Source organism: Pseudobacteriovorax antillogorgiicola (genome assembly GCF_900177345.1).
Lineage (GTDB): Bacteria > Bdellovibrionota_B > Oligoflexia > Oligoflexales > Oligoflexaceae > Pseudobacteriovorax > Pseudobacteriovorax antillogorgiicola.
Genome location: NZ_FWZT01000021.1, coordinates 12370 through 30114, shown reverse-complemented (window position 1 = coordinate 30114; position 17745 = coordinate 12370). Strand labels below are relative to the sequence as shown.

Sequence of the window (17745 nt, the reverse complement as noted above, 5' to 3'; positions counted from 1 at the left end):
TCTCTTGGAGTTCGGGTTTAATGGAACACAGGTCTATGAAACCTTTTGCTCCACTCCTTCAAAGACTTGCTGAAAAATAATCCTCGTCAAATCTTCGGCTTCTTTACGAACAAAACCTTGCTCGCTAACTAGCCTCTCGACACAGATATCAAAGTAGGCCCGGCATTCCATACCAAAGGGATTGTTATCGCGGCGACAAGCTGCCACAAGAATTATGGGGCTACCACATTCACAGATTCTATATTCAACCGCTTGCTCACCATCCTCTATTGGCTTCTCTCCAGGCTCAGTATGTTTCAAGTAATGATCCCGACTATGGAAAGGTTTCTGACAGGAGTGACAAGCCTTCGGAAATTGATTAGAAAATCGATCATAGTTGGGAAGCGAGTAGAAAAGCTCGGATGGAGAAACATGATTTTTCTCCAGAGCATGATATACATGATGCTCCAAAGACATGACTAAATCTTCCAGTACACACGTATATCGATTTTTGAAGCGAATCCGGTTACGATGATCCATATGCTTTGCAGTCCTCGAACAGCTAACAGATACTAGTTATTTCGTACCGATTCGAAAATATCTTAACCACTGAAGTTCACTTGCTATTTAAGACTTTATTATCATACGCTTAAGAGAATTCTTTAAGAAGCATTTAATTGGTGTCGTAGGGTACTTTTTTTTGTACCAATCTTCAGGGATTTGCAAGTCTATGTGATTTTCTTTCAAGACTCGAAGTTTCAGGCAGAATTAACTCATAGGCACTAAAGGAGATGATAGACCATAAATCAGAGGGATTAAGCTTCTTCGATCTCCTTGGTTTTGCGATAGTCTGATAGGGAGATGACTTTGGGATTCCAACGGCCAATCTTTGCTTGGCTCCAGGAGATAGTCATGGGATGGTTTTCCAAGGCGATGCTCTTGATTAGACGACTCCGCACCTTCGCTCGCCGTGATGACGATGGTTCGTAAATCGCCCGCTCCACATCTTCATCGCTAAAAAGATCTAAGGTAAGCCCCCGAGACTGAAGAATTTCAAAGTATCCATCACCTAATTCGTGATATTTGAGGTCGATTTTTTTTCGTCCCCAGTAGTCTAGCTCTTCCCCAGAAGTGCTCAAAAGGTATTGTTTGGTAATCCAATCTACCCGCCCAAGTAGTGCAGCAGGATCTCGTTGAAGGGTTGCCAAGGTTTGTTCCCACAACCGAACCACCTCATGATCCTCTATGTTCACTGGCCCCGTCTGAAGATATTCCTTGGCGCGCTGGCAGTACCATTGTTGAATTTCGATAGCATTCATAGTGCTGCCGTCTTTCATGGGATAGGTCTGCTTCAAATCAATGTCGCGAGAGACCTCCCCAAGCGCTTTGATGGGTTCTAAAAATTCTGGGGCATCGTTAAGAAACCCATCATTTGCCAACCGAACAACCAACGATGTGCTGCCAACTTTCAAAAATTCGGAGAAATGGCAACGATTGGAGTCTGAAAAAGCGATTTGTAAGCGCTGCTCCCGTTTGAAAAGAGTCGCCCACGAATGGACCCTCAGCAAAAACAACTCCCAAAGAGCCAGTTCGTACTCTTTTATGAGGTTGCCACAATCAAACAATGGTTTGTCGTTTCTATGGATGCTGCGGCGCAAAAAGCAGTTAATGGCTAGAGATTTTTCAGAGAGAATGAAGCGATCATTCTCAATTAAAGAACCAGCACCAGTAAATATAATCCTCGAAATCACATGGCTATGTATAGCCTGACGTTGAGGCCCAAATGCGAATTGATTATAGAGCATAATCAAAGGTTTATAGCTAATCCAAAACAGTGGATAGAATAGGGAATACTCCACTTTTAGAAGAGTCTCTTCGGTATCCTCGGCCTCAAAATCGAATCGCAGAATACCCGATTGCAAGAAGGTCCGCCACGAGCTACCGGCCTTGATCCGGTTTAACACCTTTTCCAGCGGCCCTAAGGAACTGATAGCTAGCAATAACTCGATAAAAACCTTACTAGTAAAGATAATCATCACGAAGGGCACGAGAAGAGTGAGATAGACTAACTTCAAAACCAACGCGAACGGCACATAGGCTAGCAGGCACGCAATGAGCATGTACCAACGCCAACCTTCTGCAACGAAGGAGTCATAGTTTTCCTGGCTACCATAGGTATTGCCCTCATAATCCCGGCAATTTTTTAAGAGGCTAAGTTCACCTTCGTAGCCATCATAAGACATCATTTTTTGAGCCATGGGTAAGGCCTTGATCAACAATGCCTCTTGGGCTCTTTGATATAGGATCAGTTCATGAGCCGAATGACACTCAGGGGTCGCTGATTCAATCAGTCCACGCCGCAGGCTTTGTGGATGATGCTCATAATATACAGCACCTCCATTCTGGACAAAGAATTGATCCTGAATGAAGTTCCGCTTACCAGGTTTGGTTTTAACAATGGATTTTATGGCACGGGCCATGTAATCGAAGATGACTTTGTTTCCAGGATGGTCTCCGTTCCTTTCCTGGAAGCGTATGGCAAGTTCAGTTTCTTGCCCTAACAGATGGTGGGACTGATCACTCGCCACCTAAATCGACCTTGGCAGACTTCACATAGGCTTCCGCCGCGATCCGAGCGTCGGCAGCTATCGCTGTCTCCATGTCTTCCCATTGCCGTGCAATCTCTGATACTTCAAGATCCACCACTTTAAGGGCATTTTGTTTCATAACGCCAACTCCTTTGATTCGATCCTCTTACCAATACAGGTATCGGTAAGAGCGTCAGCTTTCAATAGCATTTTTTTACAATCCGTAATTAATTTCACCCATTACATCTCTAAGCGTTAGTTTTAATAAAAAAAACTCCTAAGGAAATCGAAGGAGCTGTGTGACTTTTTTGTGATGTTTGTCTAGCCGAGTTCTCGGGGGCAAAAATCCCCCGAGCAACTTTAGAGATAAGCCTAACGCTTCTCGGTCACCACTGGAGTGCCAGTGGGCTTCAGGGACTCAACTTTTAGATGAATCACAGAGCCTAAGCCTGCGCCTTCGGACTTCACCTGAAACTGTCCTTCCTGGATCCTGATATCAATCCCCTGCCCCGCGTTGATCGGTCGTGAGACTCCTGCACCATCGGTAAAAGTACCCGTTATTCCAATAACTTCCTCATAGACACCTATAGCCGGCAGCCAGTCGATGAAGTCGCTGATGGCCTCCTCGGGGGCTGTACCCTGAAACATTTTCAAGCTTACCGGCTTACCATTCAAGCTTGGCACCGCTTGGTAGTAGCGTTCACCAATCTTGAGTAACTCACCATCTTGACAGACAAAATATCCTACCGTTGCATCGCAGGGTTTGAGATCCCCGTCTCTCGCGAAATTCCCCGCAGGCCCCGTCGCACCGGATTCCCCTCTTGGGCCCTTGGGCCCTTGAATTCCTGGGTCTCCCTGTTCACCTCGCGGACCGGGAGGGCCTGGCTCACCTTGATCACCCTTGGGGCCCGACTCACCCCGGGGGCCGGTTAAACCCCGTTCTCCATCAGGTCCCTGCTCACCGGTCTCTCCACGGGGACCACGGGGACCCTCGGGACCTTCAGGGCCAGCTTCTCCTGCGGGACCAACGGGGCCTTGGGGACCAGCAGGACCCTCCAAACCCTGGGGACCCTCGGGGCCTTCCAAGCCTTGAGGCCCGACATCACCAGTTGGGCCTCGGGGGCCAACCGGCCCTGGTAAGCCATCAACTCCTGGTTCCCCTTGAGGACCTTCAGGCCCTTCCGGGCCCGTCAAGCCTTGTGGCCCAGTATCACCTATGTCGCCTTTTGGCCCTTGTGGTCCCGGATCACCTTTCGGACCAGAAGGTCCAATGTCTCCTTGAGGGCCTGGATCACCTTCTGGGCCTTGCAGCCCAGCGGGACCAACATCGCCTTTTTCACCTTTGGGACCGGATAGACCTTGGGGGCCAGCAGGTCCAATATCACCTTTCGGTCCGATGGGGCCCTGAGGACCAGCATCACCTTCTGGGCCCGACGGACCAATGGGGCCTGCCGGACCGATGGGGCCTGTATCTCCTTTAACCCCAGCAGGGCCTTGTTCCCCTTGAACACCAGGATCACCCTGCGGACCTGGTAAACCTCGTGGCCCTTGTGAGCCCGGTTCGCCTTCAATTCCCTGAGGACCTTGAACACCGGGAGGGCCTTGAATTCCCGGATCACCTTGCGGCCCTCGCTCACCTTCAGGGCCGGGTAAACCTTCAGGACCAGCGGGCCCTTCCGGGCCGGCGGGACCAGCAGCCCCAGCAGGACCACGGGGGCCTATAGGGCCCTGAACCCCTTGAGGCCCAGGAGCTCCCTCATCACCAGTTTCCCCAAGAGGGCCTTGAGGTCCGACCGGACCAGGATCACCTTTTTCACCGCGATCACCTTTTGGTCCCGGGGCACCAGGATCACCTTGGGGCCCTACAGGGCCCACAGGGCCTTCATCACCAGTATCTCCTTTCAAGCCCTGAGGGCCGGTATCACCCGAATCACCCTTGGGACCAATGGGACCTTCCGGGCCGGGAGGGCCGATAGGGCCAGGATCTCCGGCGGGGCCAAGCTCACCGTCGTCACCTTGTGGACCGATTGGGCCCTCAGGTCCGGCGGGCCCTGCGGGTCCACGCTCGCCCTGGGGACCTGTTGGGCCAGAAGGGCCTTCAAGACCTTGAGGGCCAATGGGGCCAGGATCCCCAATGAGCCCTGTGTCACCCACAGGCCCTCTGGGTCCTGGGACACCAGCTTCCCCTTGATAACCTCGGGGTCCAATTTCTCCTTGGGGTCCACGCTCGCCATCTGTTCCTTGTGGCCCACGTGGTCCCGTGAGTCCCCTTGGTCCTGCTGGGCCAGCTGGCCCCACCGGCCCTTCAATACCTTGAGGCCCCTGGGCACCGAGTGGGCCCGTATAACCTCGGGGTCCCCGATCACCTTTTGGACCCGCCGGTCCCGCTGGCCCAGCAGGCCCTTGCTCACCCCGCGGGCCTTCGGGTCCGGGGGGGCCTGGAGGTCCAGGAGGCCCTGGCTCATCTAAGATTCCTACTACTGGGACATCATGGATCATATCTCCGCTTTTTAAACGAAGGGCGAGATCTCGGTTTCCTGATTTAAATTGCGGGAGTTCTACCGTCGAACCTAGAATCACCATAGCGGAACAGGACTGATCAACTTTGATCGTAAACCCTTCACCCTTCCACACCAGATTCTTCGTCTCTCGATCCACCATAGACACATGAAGATCGACTTTCCGTTCACAACCAACAAGACCGCGACAGGGACATAAAACACCTAAATCTAGAATTGCACTTTTTTTCGAAGCATCATATGAGCCGATAGGTTTGCCTACGGTGCGTGGTTCTTCATAATCGAGCAAACCATTACCATTGATATCAAAGCCAACAACGCCCGGAGAGCCGAAAATTGCTCCCGTCACCTGAGTGCCGTCGTCCTTTTCTTCAATCATCAGGTCCTGCTGATCGAGAAAAACTCCTTCTACAACTTGACCATTTCTAAAGTACCGAATGCTTTGTTCAAGCTCCCACCCTTGGATGCTTTCTAAAGTAAAGTTGAACTCAAAGCGATGCTCCGAGGCCAACGCGAACGGCGACCCCAAAAGCAAGGCCAGAAACAGCCTGCTGAACTTGTTCAAGGCTAGACTCCCTGCAATGATTTAAATGAAGGCTGTGAGTCATTCTACTGAAGGCGAACCAAAGGGGCAAGAAAGCAATCCAGACGGATGCTAAAAGCATTCTGGCAGAGAAGTGAATCGGCAGTGGAACCATTCACCTTTTGCTGCTCCATGCCTCGTTCACAGATAAGCTTTGTATCCATAATCAACGTATGGATTAATCAGAGTAGATGTCGTTCAGCCCTCAATCGAGGGCCATGACAGAGAATGTTACTTGCGACCTTTGCATTTAGGACGCTCGCAAACACCAAATAAATCGAGAGAATGATGGGTCAGACGCATGCCGTATTTCTTGGCGACTTCTTCTTGAAGTCGTTCAATTTGTGAGTTTTCGAATTCAACAACCTTGCCGCAGACAGTACAGATCAAATGATCATGGTGAGAGTCTGGTCGATTCAGCTCAAAAACAGCTTTACCATCAGAAAATTGTTTCTGATCGACAAGACCCGCGTCTTTTAAAAGATTGAGTGTTCGATAGATAGTCGCCATGCCAGCTGTCGCGCCTTGGTCTTTAGCATAGGTATGAAGATCCTCGGCACTGACGTGGTCGTCTAGATCGAGGAAATATTCTATAATGGAGTTGCGTTGCTTGCTATGTTTAAGATTAGCTCGCTCCAAATAAGCATCCAATTGTTCCCAAAACCAAGTGTAGTCAAGTTTCTTTTTTTTCATCCAGGGCAACCCAATCTTAGTAGTACAAACAGCGACAGTAGTATATGTCAGGCACTGCAAAAGGTCTATGACCTCTCAATGGCATGTCGATTTTACACTATTTTACGGCAATCGTTGTCATTTTTTTCGTGCTAGGATACAAGCTTCGAGAATAACTGAAGGGCCTTCATGAGTCATCACCATCATCATCATCATCATCATGGCACAGACGGTCAGTCCGTCAAACGGATCAGGCTAGCATTTGTTCTCAACTTGATCTTTGCCATTGTGGAATTGATTGGGGGTATGCTCACTCAGAGTATGGCTATCGTCGCCGATGCAATTCACGACTTCGGAGACTCACTAAGCCTCGGTCTGGCTTTAATCCTAGAAAAGCGAGCTGATAAGAAAGCCACCCAGGGGGTAACCTATGGCTATAGACGATTGTCCGCGGTATCTGCATTTATCGTTGGCATTGTTCTTCTCCTTGGATCGATCATCATACTTTGGGAGTCGGTGCCCCGGATTCTAAACAATTCAAACGAGATTCCAGATTTCAAAGGAATGTTTGCTCTAGCTTGCTTTGGCATTGCTGTGAATGGCTACACAGCTTGGAAATTATCGAAAGGCAGTAATCAAAACGAACGAGTTCTATCCCTTCACCTACTTGAAGACCTTCTCGGTTGGGTCGCCGTATTAATCGGGTCTATTCTGATTTTTTTCTTTAAATGGCCTTGGCTTGACCCACTGCTTGCCGCATGTATTAGCGCTTATATTATTTGGAATGTGCTGCGAAGTTTGGCGAGTACCATTAAGATTTTCTTGCAATACGTCCCCGAGTCCGTTGACCTAAAAGCGATCCAAGATGAAGTCGAAGCGCTTCCTGAAATAAGAAAACTAAGGGATTACCATGCTTGGACCTTAGATGGCTCGACTCATGTCTTCAGCTGCACCATCGAGCTTGTTTCACAAGAAAACGAGGACTATTGGTGCGTGAAAACCAAAATCCGCGAGATCCTGTCACCCTATGGATTTCGTCATATCACGATTGAAATGGCCCGTGAAGATGAGCAAGGTTGCCATAATCAGGAACTAAATCTGGTGAAACCCTAAATAATTTGCGAGCCGGCTTCTACTGTTACTTAAAGTTTGAAGCCAACATCCTTACCTCCCGAAAAGTTGAAAGCAACGCCTTCTAATTTCATTAGTTTTAGGGGTTGATGATCACTGGACTCGGACGATCCGATAGGGGTCGAATGTTTAAATTCCCAGGAGCACTAAATAATGAATTGCAAGATACTTGCTGTAAGTTCGATTCTTCTATTCACAGGCTGCGTGAGTGTGGATGGCTTAGAAGTTGATAAATCCTTTACCTACCAAGAGTTGGGAAACCGTGGGTTGATGATTGCTGCGGTTGTAAAAGGCTCTGAAGTGAAGCTCGAAGGTGTCTCAAAGCACCAGCTCAAGAACTTGCTCGAAGCAGAGATTAGGGATGAGCGAAGCGACTTCTCATTGAAGCCAGCAGAGCCAACCTATTCGGACACCAAAATAGTTAATGAATTTGCTAAGAATCTCTCTTTGTCAGAGAAAACTTTGGCCAGCCTACCAAGTAGTCGGCGCTACTTAGCCTATGGCATCATCGTCAACGATGAAATGGATTATAAAGACTCTGAGCAGAAAGATAGCGATGGTAAGATCACTGGCTACCAGTACATAACTGAACGAAAGATCACGACTACCTTCAAAGTCTATGACTTGGAAAAGAAAAAGATGGTTTGGGCCGGGGATATTAACAAACGCCTTAGCGAAACTAAAACATACACACCTAGCCGTCACCGTGAGCTTTCTAATATGGATGAATCGGTTAATACCGTAAATGCTATTGGGGGGCTGGCTAAGGCCATAACTGGCGGAAAAGCTGAAGATGGTAAAGTTTTAAATAACGTTAAGTTTCATCCTAAGCCACCGAAGCAGAAAAAAGTCATTCAGAAGCTTTTCGAAGACTTCGCTGATAGCCTTCCGAGTAAAGGTATGTTTGACTAAACTCTACTTCCAGGGGCCCGATTGGGCCCTTCATCCCCCGCGAATCAGTTATGCCAATTTCGACACCATGTTTATACCTTTTCATGCGACATATAGATGACATGTATCTCCGCTATCTGATCGTGAGCCTTTCATTTCACTTTCATGTATCTGGCCTTTGCCTTCGTTTCTTACGCAGGAACGGCATTTTTTCTAGCCTATTTGGCATTCTATGAATTAAGATTTGATTATTAATAAAATATTTCTTAGTATCTTCTCACTTTTGGCTGGTGGGCCATTCAATACTTAGAAGGAACTAAAGATGTCAACCTATTCACGACACTGTGTCCCTGCTCTGCTAACCCTGGTGATGGGAAGCGCTGCTTACGGGCAAAATGAAGTTGAAATTACGGACGATAACGCGATTAAAAAGGCAGAACGAATTTCGGTGGTGGGCTCTCGCATCAAGCGATCTGAGCTAGAAGGCCCTGAGCAAGTGATTCGTATCGATCGCGATGCAATTAAAGCTACTGGTCACAACTCCCTTGCAGAGGTGATTCGCGACCTACCTCAAAACTCCTTTGGTTCGTTTGTTGACGATGGCACGAACGCTACCACTCCCAACCTTCGCGGCGTAGGAAGTGCGAACACCCTCCTTCTCATCGATGGCCGCCGCATGGTCAAAGACGCCAATAATGAGCGGGCTGATATCTCGATGATTCCTCTAGCTGCGGTGGAAGAGGTACAAGTTCTTCTAGGCGGCGCATCAGCTATCTATGGCTCCGATGCTCTTGGTGGTGTGATTAACATCGTTACCCGTCGCGACTACGATGGTACCCTCCTTTCAGGTTCGTACACGGGCACCCGTGATGGTGGTGGTGAAGAGGCAGTTGCCTCGGCAGTTTGGGGCAGTAGCTCTGAAAGCAGCAGTTCGTTCAACGTCGTCCAGTATCGTAAGATCCAACCTCTATTTTGGAACGACCGAAGCTGGATTGATTCCGATGAGCAGTTCGGTATCGGCGATCCAGCATCATACGTTGGTATCGATAAAAAATCATACACCCTAGCGCCGTGTAGCGTTCCCGATCCCGATAACGAAAATCTTTGTGGCTCTGATTGGGCTAAAGATTGGAACTACTTCCAAGCTGAAGTAGAGCAGATCACCGGTTTTAGCCAATACCAGCGCGCTATATCAGAGAACCACACCTTTAACGCCAGCTTCTTCTTGCTCTCGAAAGAAATCAATGAGTCCAGCACTGCGAACTTCTTCCGCCGCGACTTGGTCCCCGTCTCACTTCTTAAAGAAATGAACCCTAAAGTCGCTCCTCTGGAAGTTAGTGATGGCAAAGTTCAAGCCACTGGCTTTATCAATACAGCTGGCCCTCGATTGACGACTACATACGTAAAAACCTATAGCGCTGCTGGTGGTTTCGAAGGATACCTAAGCGATACTTTAGATTACTCCGTTAACCTCGCCTATGCTGATAGTGTTGTACAAAGCGAAACGCGCAATGCTCTCGTGACGTCGCAGCTGAACGAAGCGATGGAAGACGGGCTATACAATCCGTTCAAACCAGTGGGCGAGCAGGGTAGCTTAGACTCAGCCACCACCAACGTTTACGGCAATAGTAGAACCATGACTACAACCTTCGACGCTGGGCTCTCCGGTCTACTATTTGAAAACTGGGCCGGTGCAGTAGAATTTGCTGCGGGCTATAACTTCGTCAAAGAAAATATGAACGTGGATGATGGCCAGGCAGTTCTTCCGTACGGAGAAGAAAACAAGTACCGTATCTTCGGTTACTCAGGAACCAAGCGTGACGCCGAACGAATGGTAAACTCCGCCTATGTGGAATTTAAGGTTCCTCTAGCGCAAACCCTAAGCCTGACCACAGCTGGTCGCATCGATTCTTACTCTGATGTTGGCAATTCAACAACCCCGGCTGCCTCTTTGGAATACCGACCGACCAATAACTTGTTGCTCCGTACAAGCTATACAGAAGGCTTCAAGGCTCCTACCTTGGACGATATCAATAGCCCACTCAACAAAAGCTTCGATTTTGGTCGCGATTATGTGGTTTGTGGCGACCCTAAAGATACCGACACGGACTATTGTGAGGGGACCCAAGCGATCGACACGTTTGTGGGTGGCAACGATCAACTAGACCCTGAAACATCTCAAAGTATCAGTCTAGGATTTGTATGGGATGCTACCGAGCAGCTTGCTTTCAGTGGTGACTACTATGAGATCGAGGTCAAAGACGAGATCCAAGCGATCTCTATTGACAACGCCCTTCGCTATGAGAGAGACGGGAAAACTCCTACTGGGATCGACATTATTCGTGACAGTGATGGTCGTCTCAGCAGTATCACCCTCCCGCTTCTCAACTTGGGTAAGACCATTTCTCATGGCTGGGATCTTGGCGTTCGCTATAGCATGACGACTAGTTTTGGTCGCCTCGCCTTCGATGACAACCTCGCTGTTAAAACAGTTTCCAAGTGGCAGTCAGCGCCTGGTGAGCGCTACATCGACGATCTTCGTGACGAGCCTCGCTGGCGCAATACAGCAGGTGTAACCTGGTCAGTCCTCGCTCACCAAGTTCGCTTGGCTAACAACCATATCGATGCTCGCCGTGATCGCGCTGATGAAACTGGCAAGGTTCCTTCCTACAATACTTGGGACCTAAACTATGCCTACAGCTTCACAGGTGGATCGCGGATTTCACTTGGCGGCAACAATGTCACTCAAGTTCGCCCGCCCATCGATGAGTCTTCAACTTCTGGGCTATCGAAGGGCATTACCCCTTCCTTGTACGGGATCAAAGGTCCAAGCTACTACATGCAAGTAGAATACGCTCTTTAATCGATAATAAACCGGTGTTGCTTGAGCAACGCCGGCTTATTTTTACAAACCTAGCTGCTTGTATCGATTATAGAGTGAGTGAACGGAACACGTTCAAGCGACCTTCAGTGGTTAACTTGCCTTTTCCCGCGCTCACCGGCTCCGCACCATCCAAGATTCGCGCCTTAAGCTCCAAAGGGGTCTCTTTTGGAAATTCAGACTTGATCAGAGCTGCCGCTCCAGCAACAATAGGTGCTGCCATCGACGTTCCACTCATATTTCCATAATAGTTTCCAAACCAGCCTCTCTTGATTGTTGAGTAGACGTTGGACCCTGGCGCTAAGAGGTCTACCGTTGATGCCCCATAATTTGAAAATCCCGACATCCGATCACGGCTATCACTAGAGGCAACCGAGATGATTGTATCCAAATCATAGGATGCTGGAAATGTAGGACGTCGATCGGTATCTCGCCCATCATTACCAGCGGCAGCAATAAACAACTGACCCGCTTCACCGGCTTTCTTAATGGCCTCATAGAGGGGATCGGTACCATCACCATCGCCTTCAGCGTCGCCACCCCAGCTATTAGAGGTCATATCGAAGCCCATCATAGTCGCATACTCAATGGCTTCAATGGCATCAGCCTCCGTGCCTTCACCTCGGGCTGTGATAAATCTTAGTGGAACCAAGGTAACATTCCAGTTTAGGCCAGCGATTCCCTCACCATTGTTAGATACGGCTCCGATAGATCCTGCGCAATGGGTGCCGTGGCCATGATCGTCCATGGGATCATTATCGTCTTCTGCAAAGTCCCAGCCTCTAAAGTCATCAACATAGCCATTGCCATCGTCATCAATGCCATTGGTGCTCTTATCATTGCCATCGTCATCAAGCCCGGTCTCACCAGGGTTGCGCCATATGTTTTCTTCTAAATCGGGATGATTGTATACAATCCCCGTATCAATAACGCCAACCACGATATCTTTCGAGCCGGTTGTGATATCCCAGGCTTCCTCTGCACCGATCAAATCATATTGATACTGCCGCGAGAAACTAGGATCGGATGGCCTTGCGTTGATCTTAAAAATTCGATTTAGGCCAATTCTGGCTATAGCATTGGTTCGAGCAAACATACCTGCTGCTTCTAAGGTGTTTTCTTGTCCCGTTCCCTCAACTTTCACCAAGGCTGCATTGCTTGACTTAAACTCTTTGATCAAGCTAGCTCCAGACGCCTCTAGGATGGCAAGCTTCTCCTCATGACTCACACCTTCCGAAAATGTGATAATCAATTCACCATCCACATGGGACTGACTCAGGCTTCCCATATCGATGCTAGACCACGCTGCACCCGTCCAAAGTATTCCCGCTGTGACAGCCAAGGATTTGATGAGCATTCTATCCTCCGAACTCAGTTTAAGAAGTAATGACGAAAGGATACCGCACTTAAACAGAAGGTCAATTCAGGAGATTTTGGATCTTTGGCAAGTTTTTTTGAAACCCTTTTCGATTTTCAAACGAAGACCAATAGGATTTCAAAAACGTAGTTTAAAATAGCAATAGGGAGGTGGATCATTAATAGAATTAGACAAGAAGTTTCCATAGTGGAAGGTCAAAAATTATTACCAATATGTAGGTTTCTAGTGGTGTTACTTGGGATTTTTTTCATTCCCTCCCCAGCCAAGGCACAAGTCTACGAGTCTCGACAGTTTACCCCCCTTGTCGAACTTTTCACTTCGGAGGGTTGTAGCTCTTGCCCACCAGCCGAAAACTGGATGTTTCAAATTGGTAAAAACCAGAGCCTCTTCAAAACTTTCAATGCCATCGAGTTTCATGTGGATTACTGGGACTACCTTGGGTGGAAAGATCCCTTTAGCCATAAACTTTTTTCCAAACGCCAGCGTGACTATGTTCGGCAGAAATACATGGACAGTGTCGCGACTCCTACAGTACTAGTTCAAGGAAAAGCATTTTACGGTTGGAGAAGGCAACAGCCACTACCTAAGGCTAAACAAGCTAGCCTTCCCATAAAGGTTGTTCAAAATGGTGATCAGTTTAAAGTCTCGGTAATTTTGCCAAAGAGCGATAAGCGGCAGCTACTAGCCCACGGCTCCTATCTCAGCCGCCAGTTGACAAGTAAGGTGAGCCATGGTGAGAATGCAGGCCGAACCCTCAACCATGACCTGATTGCGCTCAGCCTTAGTACAAAACCTTTGCAATCATCGAAAGATGGTTGGCAGACGGTTCTAAACTTAAAAGAGAACCGCGTCGCTCCTCACGTGAAGCAACGGGCATTTGTCATCTGGATCAGTGAGGCTGGTAGGCAAATGCCATTGCAATCCATAGGAGCTATGCTCCCCCAAAAGTCTACTCGAAAAAGCCTGAAGTAGCGGCACTCCCTGGCTCTCCGGCAATGTACTGACACTGAGGGAAGATCGATCCTAGAAAGTCGCCATTGTTTGCAATGGTTCCCGTTAGCCCAACAAGCACCGTACGAGGCGGACAAAACCTCTCGTATGGAGTTCCTCCTGCCTCGTTACCGAAAACAGCAAGCTTTGTAAATTGGGCTCCATCCAAATCTGATTCCGGAGCGCAGATCAATCCAACGGAATCGAGGGCGTCCCCTGCGCCACCATAGATACCCTTACCGACAAAACCATCCGCACAAACCCTGGGAGTCTGTAAGTCTCCGCCGACCCCACCAATGGCGGTCAATTGATCGTCGCCGCAGACGCCGACAACACGGTCGACCAGCATTCCAGAACGACCTTGGAACTGATTGATCGCTCCGTTCGGGCAGGCTTCTTGAAAATGGTTTGCATTCAAGGCATCAAAGGTGAAGTTACCGACTGTTTGAACAGCCGCGAGAGATTCTCTAGTTTTTTCATCGTAGATGCGAATCTTCTCGGTAAGGCCTTCATAGTCCTGCTGGAAAACATTGTATTTGAACTCACTAGTTTCTAAAGCTACGACCAAATTTCGGTCGATCGCGGCCGGCAAAGCTAGACGAGCCTCACTTAAAAGGTTTTCAACTAGCTCAGACTCGCCTCGAATCTTGCCGTCGAGCTCATCCCGCGTTTGATACTGGGCTTTCAAATCAGTTAGGGTTTTGGTCCAAGTCGCAGGACTTGTCAATGATACAAGGCTTGCCTCTAAAACCTCAATCTGCTCCTGTGAAGCCTTCATGTCGGCTAGGTATTGATTTTGCTCATCTACCTTTTGGTCAATAGCTTCGATATCTGGTTGTGTCGATAGATTACTACTCTCATCTTCTTCTCCTATCGTCGTAGGCGATCTCTCACTCTCAGATGATTCTGGTAATGGCCCACGGGAATTGCATCCCATAGCCGCAAAACAGCTAAGGACCATCAATGGAAGAATGGTCTTACCAATCATGTTGCACCTCTTTAACCGTATCGTCCCATGGGTTCATCGGTATATTTATGTAGTTCATTTAGATAAATCGGCAGCGAATAATTTTCCTTTTTATTTCTGCAGCTTGCAGAGTCAATTTTGCAATTAATTCGTAAAAGCTCCCAGCGACTTCCCTAAGACCCTGATAATAGATAACATTCATCTAACCCCAATGGAGGGTCTGGGTTGGGACATCACTCACTGCCGGAAAACGTTATAATTCCTTGTATAGGCTCATATCCTGAGGGGAAATCCCACTTCAATTCAGACTATAAGACACTGTTTTCTAAACCATCCGAACTATTTGGTTAAATTTTAAGCTACTTTTTTCGAAGAGAAATTAGGCAGGGAATTTCAGAATTGAGTGAGAGGGAAGGCATGAGAGCTATAATTATCGATGATGACCAGGATATTCTTTCGGTTTACAACGACTACCTCAAGCAACTCGGTCATCCACAGGCGGAGCTGGTTTCGGACCCACAAGAGTTTTTTCAAAACAACTCGATCGCAAGCGTCATTGAGAACTATGACTTAGTGATTTGTGACGTGCACATGCCAAACATCAAAGGTAATCAGATTCTCAAGGAATTCGTAGATACACGACAGACGATGAATCGCTTCCCGAGTTTCATCCTCATCACAGGAGTTGCTCCCGAGTACTTCACATTTGATGAACAAGGCTGGGGATCGCTAGCGGCAGCAGACGATATACTTGGCAAGCCAGTTGAGATTGAAGAATTCGATCATGCACTGAGACGCCAGGGCTTTTTTGGTAAAGCGGCGGGCTAGAAGGAGGCCACGACGTGGCCCTCAGGAATCTTGACTTGCGATATAACACACACCCAAAATCCCCATCAGGAAAAAGCCTGCCGGCTGATCCCAGCTAACACTGATGACAGTAAGCAACGACAAGGCACCAGCCGTTAGTGCTAAGGACGATAGTGTCTCAAGGCTCTTCATCATGAAGCATTCTCCTGGCAATGACCTTTGGAATGCTATCTATAGCATCGCCTTCAAGATATGTCAATTTTGCACATAAAAAGCTAGTAAATCACAGTATTTACCAGCCAATTATGCAGCTCCAATCACACTCCTTACAGTAAGCACTTCCCTAGGAGCGGTCAGACACAAGGATCGAGGTATGGTAGTGAAGGGCACCGAGTTTAAGGCCTGGCTCAAGAGATGATGCGACTTCATCCATCAGACTACCGATAAAATGGATATTTTTAGGAAAAATTTGGGCGGCCTGGGCACGAAACAACACCGATGCATTGAGCTTACCATCTTCCTGATAAAAATGAATCTCGCGCATGCACTTAGCGTCATCATCACTTTCATGCGACGGAAAAGGGTTGTTACTGATTGTAATCAGCGCTCGTTTCGATTGGGGAAAGCGATTCATACAGTCGACAACATTCTCAATTTTACGCTTCATACCATCGCGGTAGTCTCCTTGCTTGCCTCCACGGGCTTCATTGAAGAATGCCTTCTGTGCGTCGGTGAGTGGTTTTTCCAGATTATAATCGGAATAGGCTTTTAAGACCTCCTCAGGAAACATATCAGTCTCAACCGTATAGTTTTCCATGTCGATCATCTGAGAAAAGTTCCTCACCGGCCCATTCTCGGCAACGTCGGTCATCATTTGCCAGGTTTGATAACAGGTTTTGATTGGTTCCATAGGTGTGTCCTCATAAGCCTAAACTTAGGTTCTTCAAAATTAAATAATCACTCAAACAATCCAAGCCGCCTTCGCGACCCATACCTGATTCTTTGAGACCGCCAAAAGCTAATTCAGGAGCGAAGATATTGCTTGTATTCGCTCCCACCATTCCACACTCAAGCTCTTCAGCCACAGACCACAAGCGTTTCTGATTGCCAGTAAACACATAGCCAGCAAGGCCAGCTCTCGTATTGTTGGCCATGGCAATAGCTTCCTCATCAGATTGAAATCTGTAGATACAGACTACGGGACCGAAGACCTCATCCCCTGCAACCGCCATGTTTTGGGTCACCTGGCTTAAAATTGTGGCTTGATAACAAAGCCCCTCTCCGTTGCCAACTCCTCCTAGGTGAAGTTGCGCTCCTTGAGCGACAGCATCTTCCACGAGGCGATTCAAGTTGCTAACAGCCTTGTCGTTGATCAACGGACCAAGACCGACCCCTTGCTCCAGGCCATTGCCTGCTACAAGCTTCTTCGCTCGTGCCACCATGCCGTCAACGAAGGCTTGCTCCACGGACTGATGAACCAAGAAGCGATTAGCTCCAACACAGATTTGCCCGCTATTGAAAAATCTAGCCCCCATCGCAGCATCGCAAGCTGCATCGATGTCAGCGTCATCGAAGACGAGAAACGGTGCGTTGCCACCAAGCTCAAGAGAGAGGCGCTTCAAAGTTGGTGCGCAAGAAGCTGCCAGCCCCTTGCCCACGGCACTGGACCCTGTAAATGATAATAAAGAGACCCGGGGGTCATTGGTGAGAACTTGTCCTACAGCAGTAGGATTTAAGCAAGGAATCACATTCAAAACTCCAGGCGGTAGGTTTGCTTCCATAGCCAGCGCCGCAAGCTCAAGGGCTAAAAGTGGAGTTTCTTCAGATGGCTTCAAGACAACGGTACAACCAGCTGCTATTGCCGAAGCACACTTCACCAATACTGAAGCCGCTGGAAAATTCCATGGAGTAATCGCCGCGACAACACCCACAGCTTGCTTCAATATAAAATTTCGTACCTGATCATCATGCCGAGCCAAAGTCATTCCATGGATGCGAACCGATTCTTCTGCTGCTCTTTCAACTAGGCTAGCGCCATGGAGGATCTCCGCTTCCGCCTGCCAAAGGACCTTGCCCTGTTCTCGACAAAGAAGGTTTGCAAGGGCATCTTTTCGATCTTTTATTAGGTCTGCCCAAGCTAGTAGAATACCCCGTCGCTCCTCGGGTGCACTTTTCTTCCAACGCCCGAAGGCCTGCGCAGCAGCGTCTACGGCTGCGGTCGCGTCTGCCGCTGTTCCATCCGCGACATGGGCCAGAGTTGTTTGGTCGTAAGGATTCTTTACAGCAAAGGTTCCCGAACTTGACTGCCACTCGCCATGAATCAATAACTTCACATGTTGAATTGCTTCCATCACAGCCT

The 17745-nt window shown here is 48.4% G+C and carries 16 protein-coding genes; 5 read left to right on the top strand and 11 right to left on the bottom strand.

Features of this window, described 5'->3' with window-relative positions:
• Positions 1-33 precede the first annotated feature (33 nt).
• The 6 genes from B9N89_RS22920 to B9N89_RS22905 form a co-directional block, all read right to left on the bottom strand.
• Complete coding sequence (locus B9N89_RS22920; RefSeq protein WP_132323062.1) at positions 34-519, bottom strand: hypothetical protein; 486 nt, start codon at positions 517-519, stop codon at positions 34-36.
• A gap of 275 nt (positions 520-794) precedes the next feature.
• On the bottom strand, positions 795-2567 hold the full coding sequence (locus B9N89_RS22915; protein WP_132323060.1) for a proteasome accessory factor PafA2 family protein: 1773 nt from the start codon (positions 2565-2567) through the stop codon (positions 795-797).
• The gene (locus tag B9N89_RS31525; RefSeq protein ID WP_159455577.1) at positions 2557-2706 is read right to left on the bottom strand and encodes a hypothetical protein; all 150 of its coding nucleotides are present in this window, start codon (positions 2704-2706) and stop codon (positions 2557-2559) included. The genes B9N89_RS22915 and B9N89_RS31525 overlap by 11 nt, the downstream gene beginning before the upstream one ends.
• A gap of 233 nt (positions 2707-2939) precedes the next feature.
• Entirely contained in the window at positions 2940-5651 is a 2712-nt protein-coding gene (locus tag B9N89_RS22910) for a collagen-like domain-containing protein (protein WP_132323058.1), read from the bottom strand.
• 44 nt (positions 5652-5695) lie between these two features.
• The gene (locus B9N89_RS31975; RefSeq protein ID WP_234996152.1) at positions 5696-5833 is read right to left on the bottom strand and encodes a hypothetical protein; all 138 of its coding nucleotides are present in this window, start codon (positions 5831-5833) and stop codon (positions 5696-5698) included.
• Positions 5834-5900: 67 nt separating this feature from the next.
• Positions 5901-6362 carry a Fur family transcriptional regulator gene (locus B9N89_RS22905; RefSeq protein WP_132323056.1) on the bottom strand — a complete coding sequence of 154 codons (462 nt, stop codon included), beginning with the start codon at positions 6360-6362 and terminating at the stop codon, positions 5901-5903.
• A 168-nt stretch (positions 6363-6530) separates the two neighbouring features.
• On the opposite strand from B9N89_RS22905, the gene B9N89_RS22900 reads away from it, so the two are divergent.
• The 3 genes from B9N89_RS22900 to B9N89_RS22890 all read left to right on the top strand — a co-directional run bounded on the left by B9N89_RS22900 (position 6531) and on the right by B9N89_RS22890 (position 11226).
• On the top strand, positions 6531-7454 hold the full coding sequence (locus B9N89_RS22900) for a cation diffusion facilitator family transporter (protein ID WP_132323054.1): 924 nt from the start codon (positions 6531-6533) through the stop codon (positions 7452-7454).
• A gap of 171 nt (positions 7455-7625) precedes the next feature.
• Positions 7626-8384 (top strand): hypothetical protein, encoded by a 759-nt coding sequence (locus B9N89_RS22895; RefSeq protein WP_132323052.1) that lies wholly within the window; start codon positions 7626-7628, stop codon positions 8382-8384.
• A 301-nt stretch (positions 8385-8685) separates the two neighbouring features.
• Entirely contained in the window at positions 8686-11226 is a 2541-nt protein-coding gene (locus B9N89_RS22890; protein WP_132323050.1) for a TonB-dependent receptor plug domain-containing protein, read from the top strand.
• Positions 11227-11293: 67 nt separating this feature from the next.
• On the opposite strand, the gene B9N89_RS22885 is transcribed toward B9N89_RS22890, so the two are convergent.
• A complete protein-coding gene (locus B9N89_RS22885) occupies positions 11294-12601 on the bottom strand; it encodes a S8 family peptidase (protein WP_132323048.1) in 1308 nt (435 codons plus the stop codon).
• A gap of 207 nt (positions 12602-12808) precedes the next feature.
• On the opposite strand from B9N89_RS22885, the gene B9N89_RS22880 reads away from it, so the two are divergent.
• Positions 12809-13594, top strand: a complete 786-nt coding sequence (locus tag B9N89_RS22880) for a DUF1223 domain-containing protein (RefSeq protein ID WP_327355886.1) — start codon at positions 12809-12811, stop codon at positions 13592-13594.
• On the opposite strand, the gene B9N89_RS22875 is transcribed toward B9N89_RS22880, so the two are convergent.
• Positions 13572-14600 (bottom strand): hypothetical protein, encoded by a 1029-nt coding sequence (locus B9N89_RS22875; protein WP_132323044.1) that lies wholly within the window; start codon positions 14598-14600, stop codon positions 13572-13574. The two genes, B9N89_RS22880 and B9N89_RS22875, sit on opposite strands and share 23 nt — an antisense overlap.
• A gap of 396 nt (positions 14601-14996) precedes the next feature.
• Between B9N89_RS22875 and B9N89_RS22870 the strand changes: the two genes are divergently transcribed.
• A complete protein-coding gene (locus tag B9N89_RS22870; protein WP_132323042.1) occupies positions 14997-15407 on the top strand; it encodes a response regulator in 411 nt (136 codons plus the stop codon).
• 21 nt (positions 15408-15428) lie between these two features.
• Here B9N89_RS22870 and B9N89_RS31520 read toward each other — a convergent pair whose 3' ends face one another.
• The 3 genes from B9N89_RS31520 to B9N89_RS22860 form a co-directional block, all read right to left on the bottom strand.
• Positions 15429-15581: a hypothetical protein gene (locus B9N89_RS31520; protein WP_159455575.1), complete on the bottom strand. Its 153-nt coding sequence runs from the start codon at positions 15579-15581 to the stop codon at positions 15429-15431.
• Between the two features lie 148 nt (positions 15582-15729).
• Positions 15730-16296, bottom strand: a complete 567-nt coding sequence (locus B9N89_RS22865; protein ID WP_132323040.1) for a thymidylate synthase family protein — start codon at positions 16294-16296, stop codon at positions 15730-15732.
• A gap of 10 nt (positions 16297-16306) precedes the next feature.
• Positions 16307-17737 (bottom strand): aldehyde dehydrogenase family protein, encoded by a 1431-nt coding sequence (locus tag B9N89_RS22860; protein ID WP_132323038.1) that lies wholly within the window; start codon positions 17735-17737, stop codon positions 16307-16309.
• Positions 17738-17745: the final 8 nt, after the last annotated feature.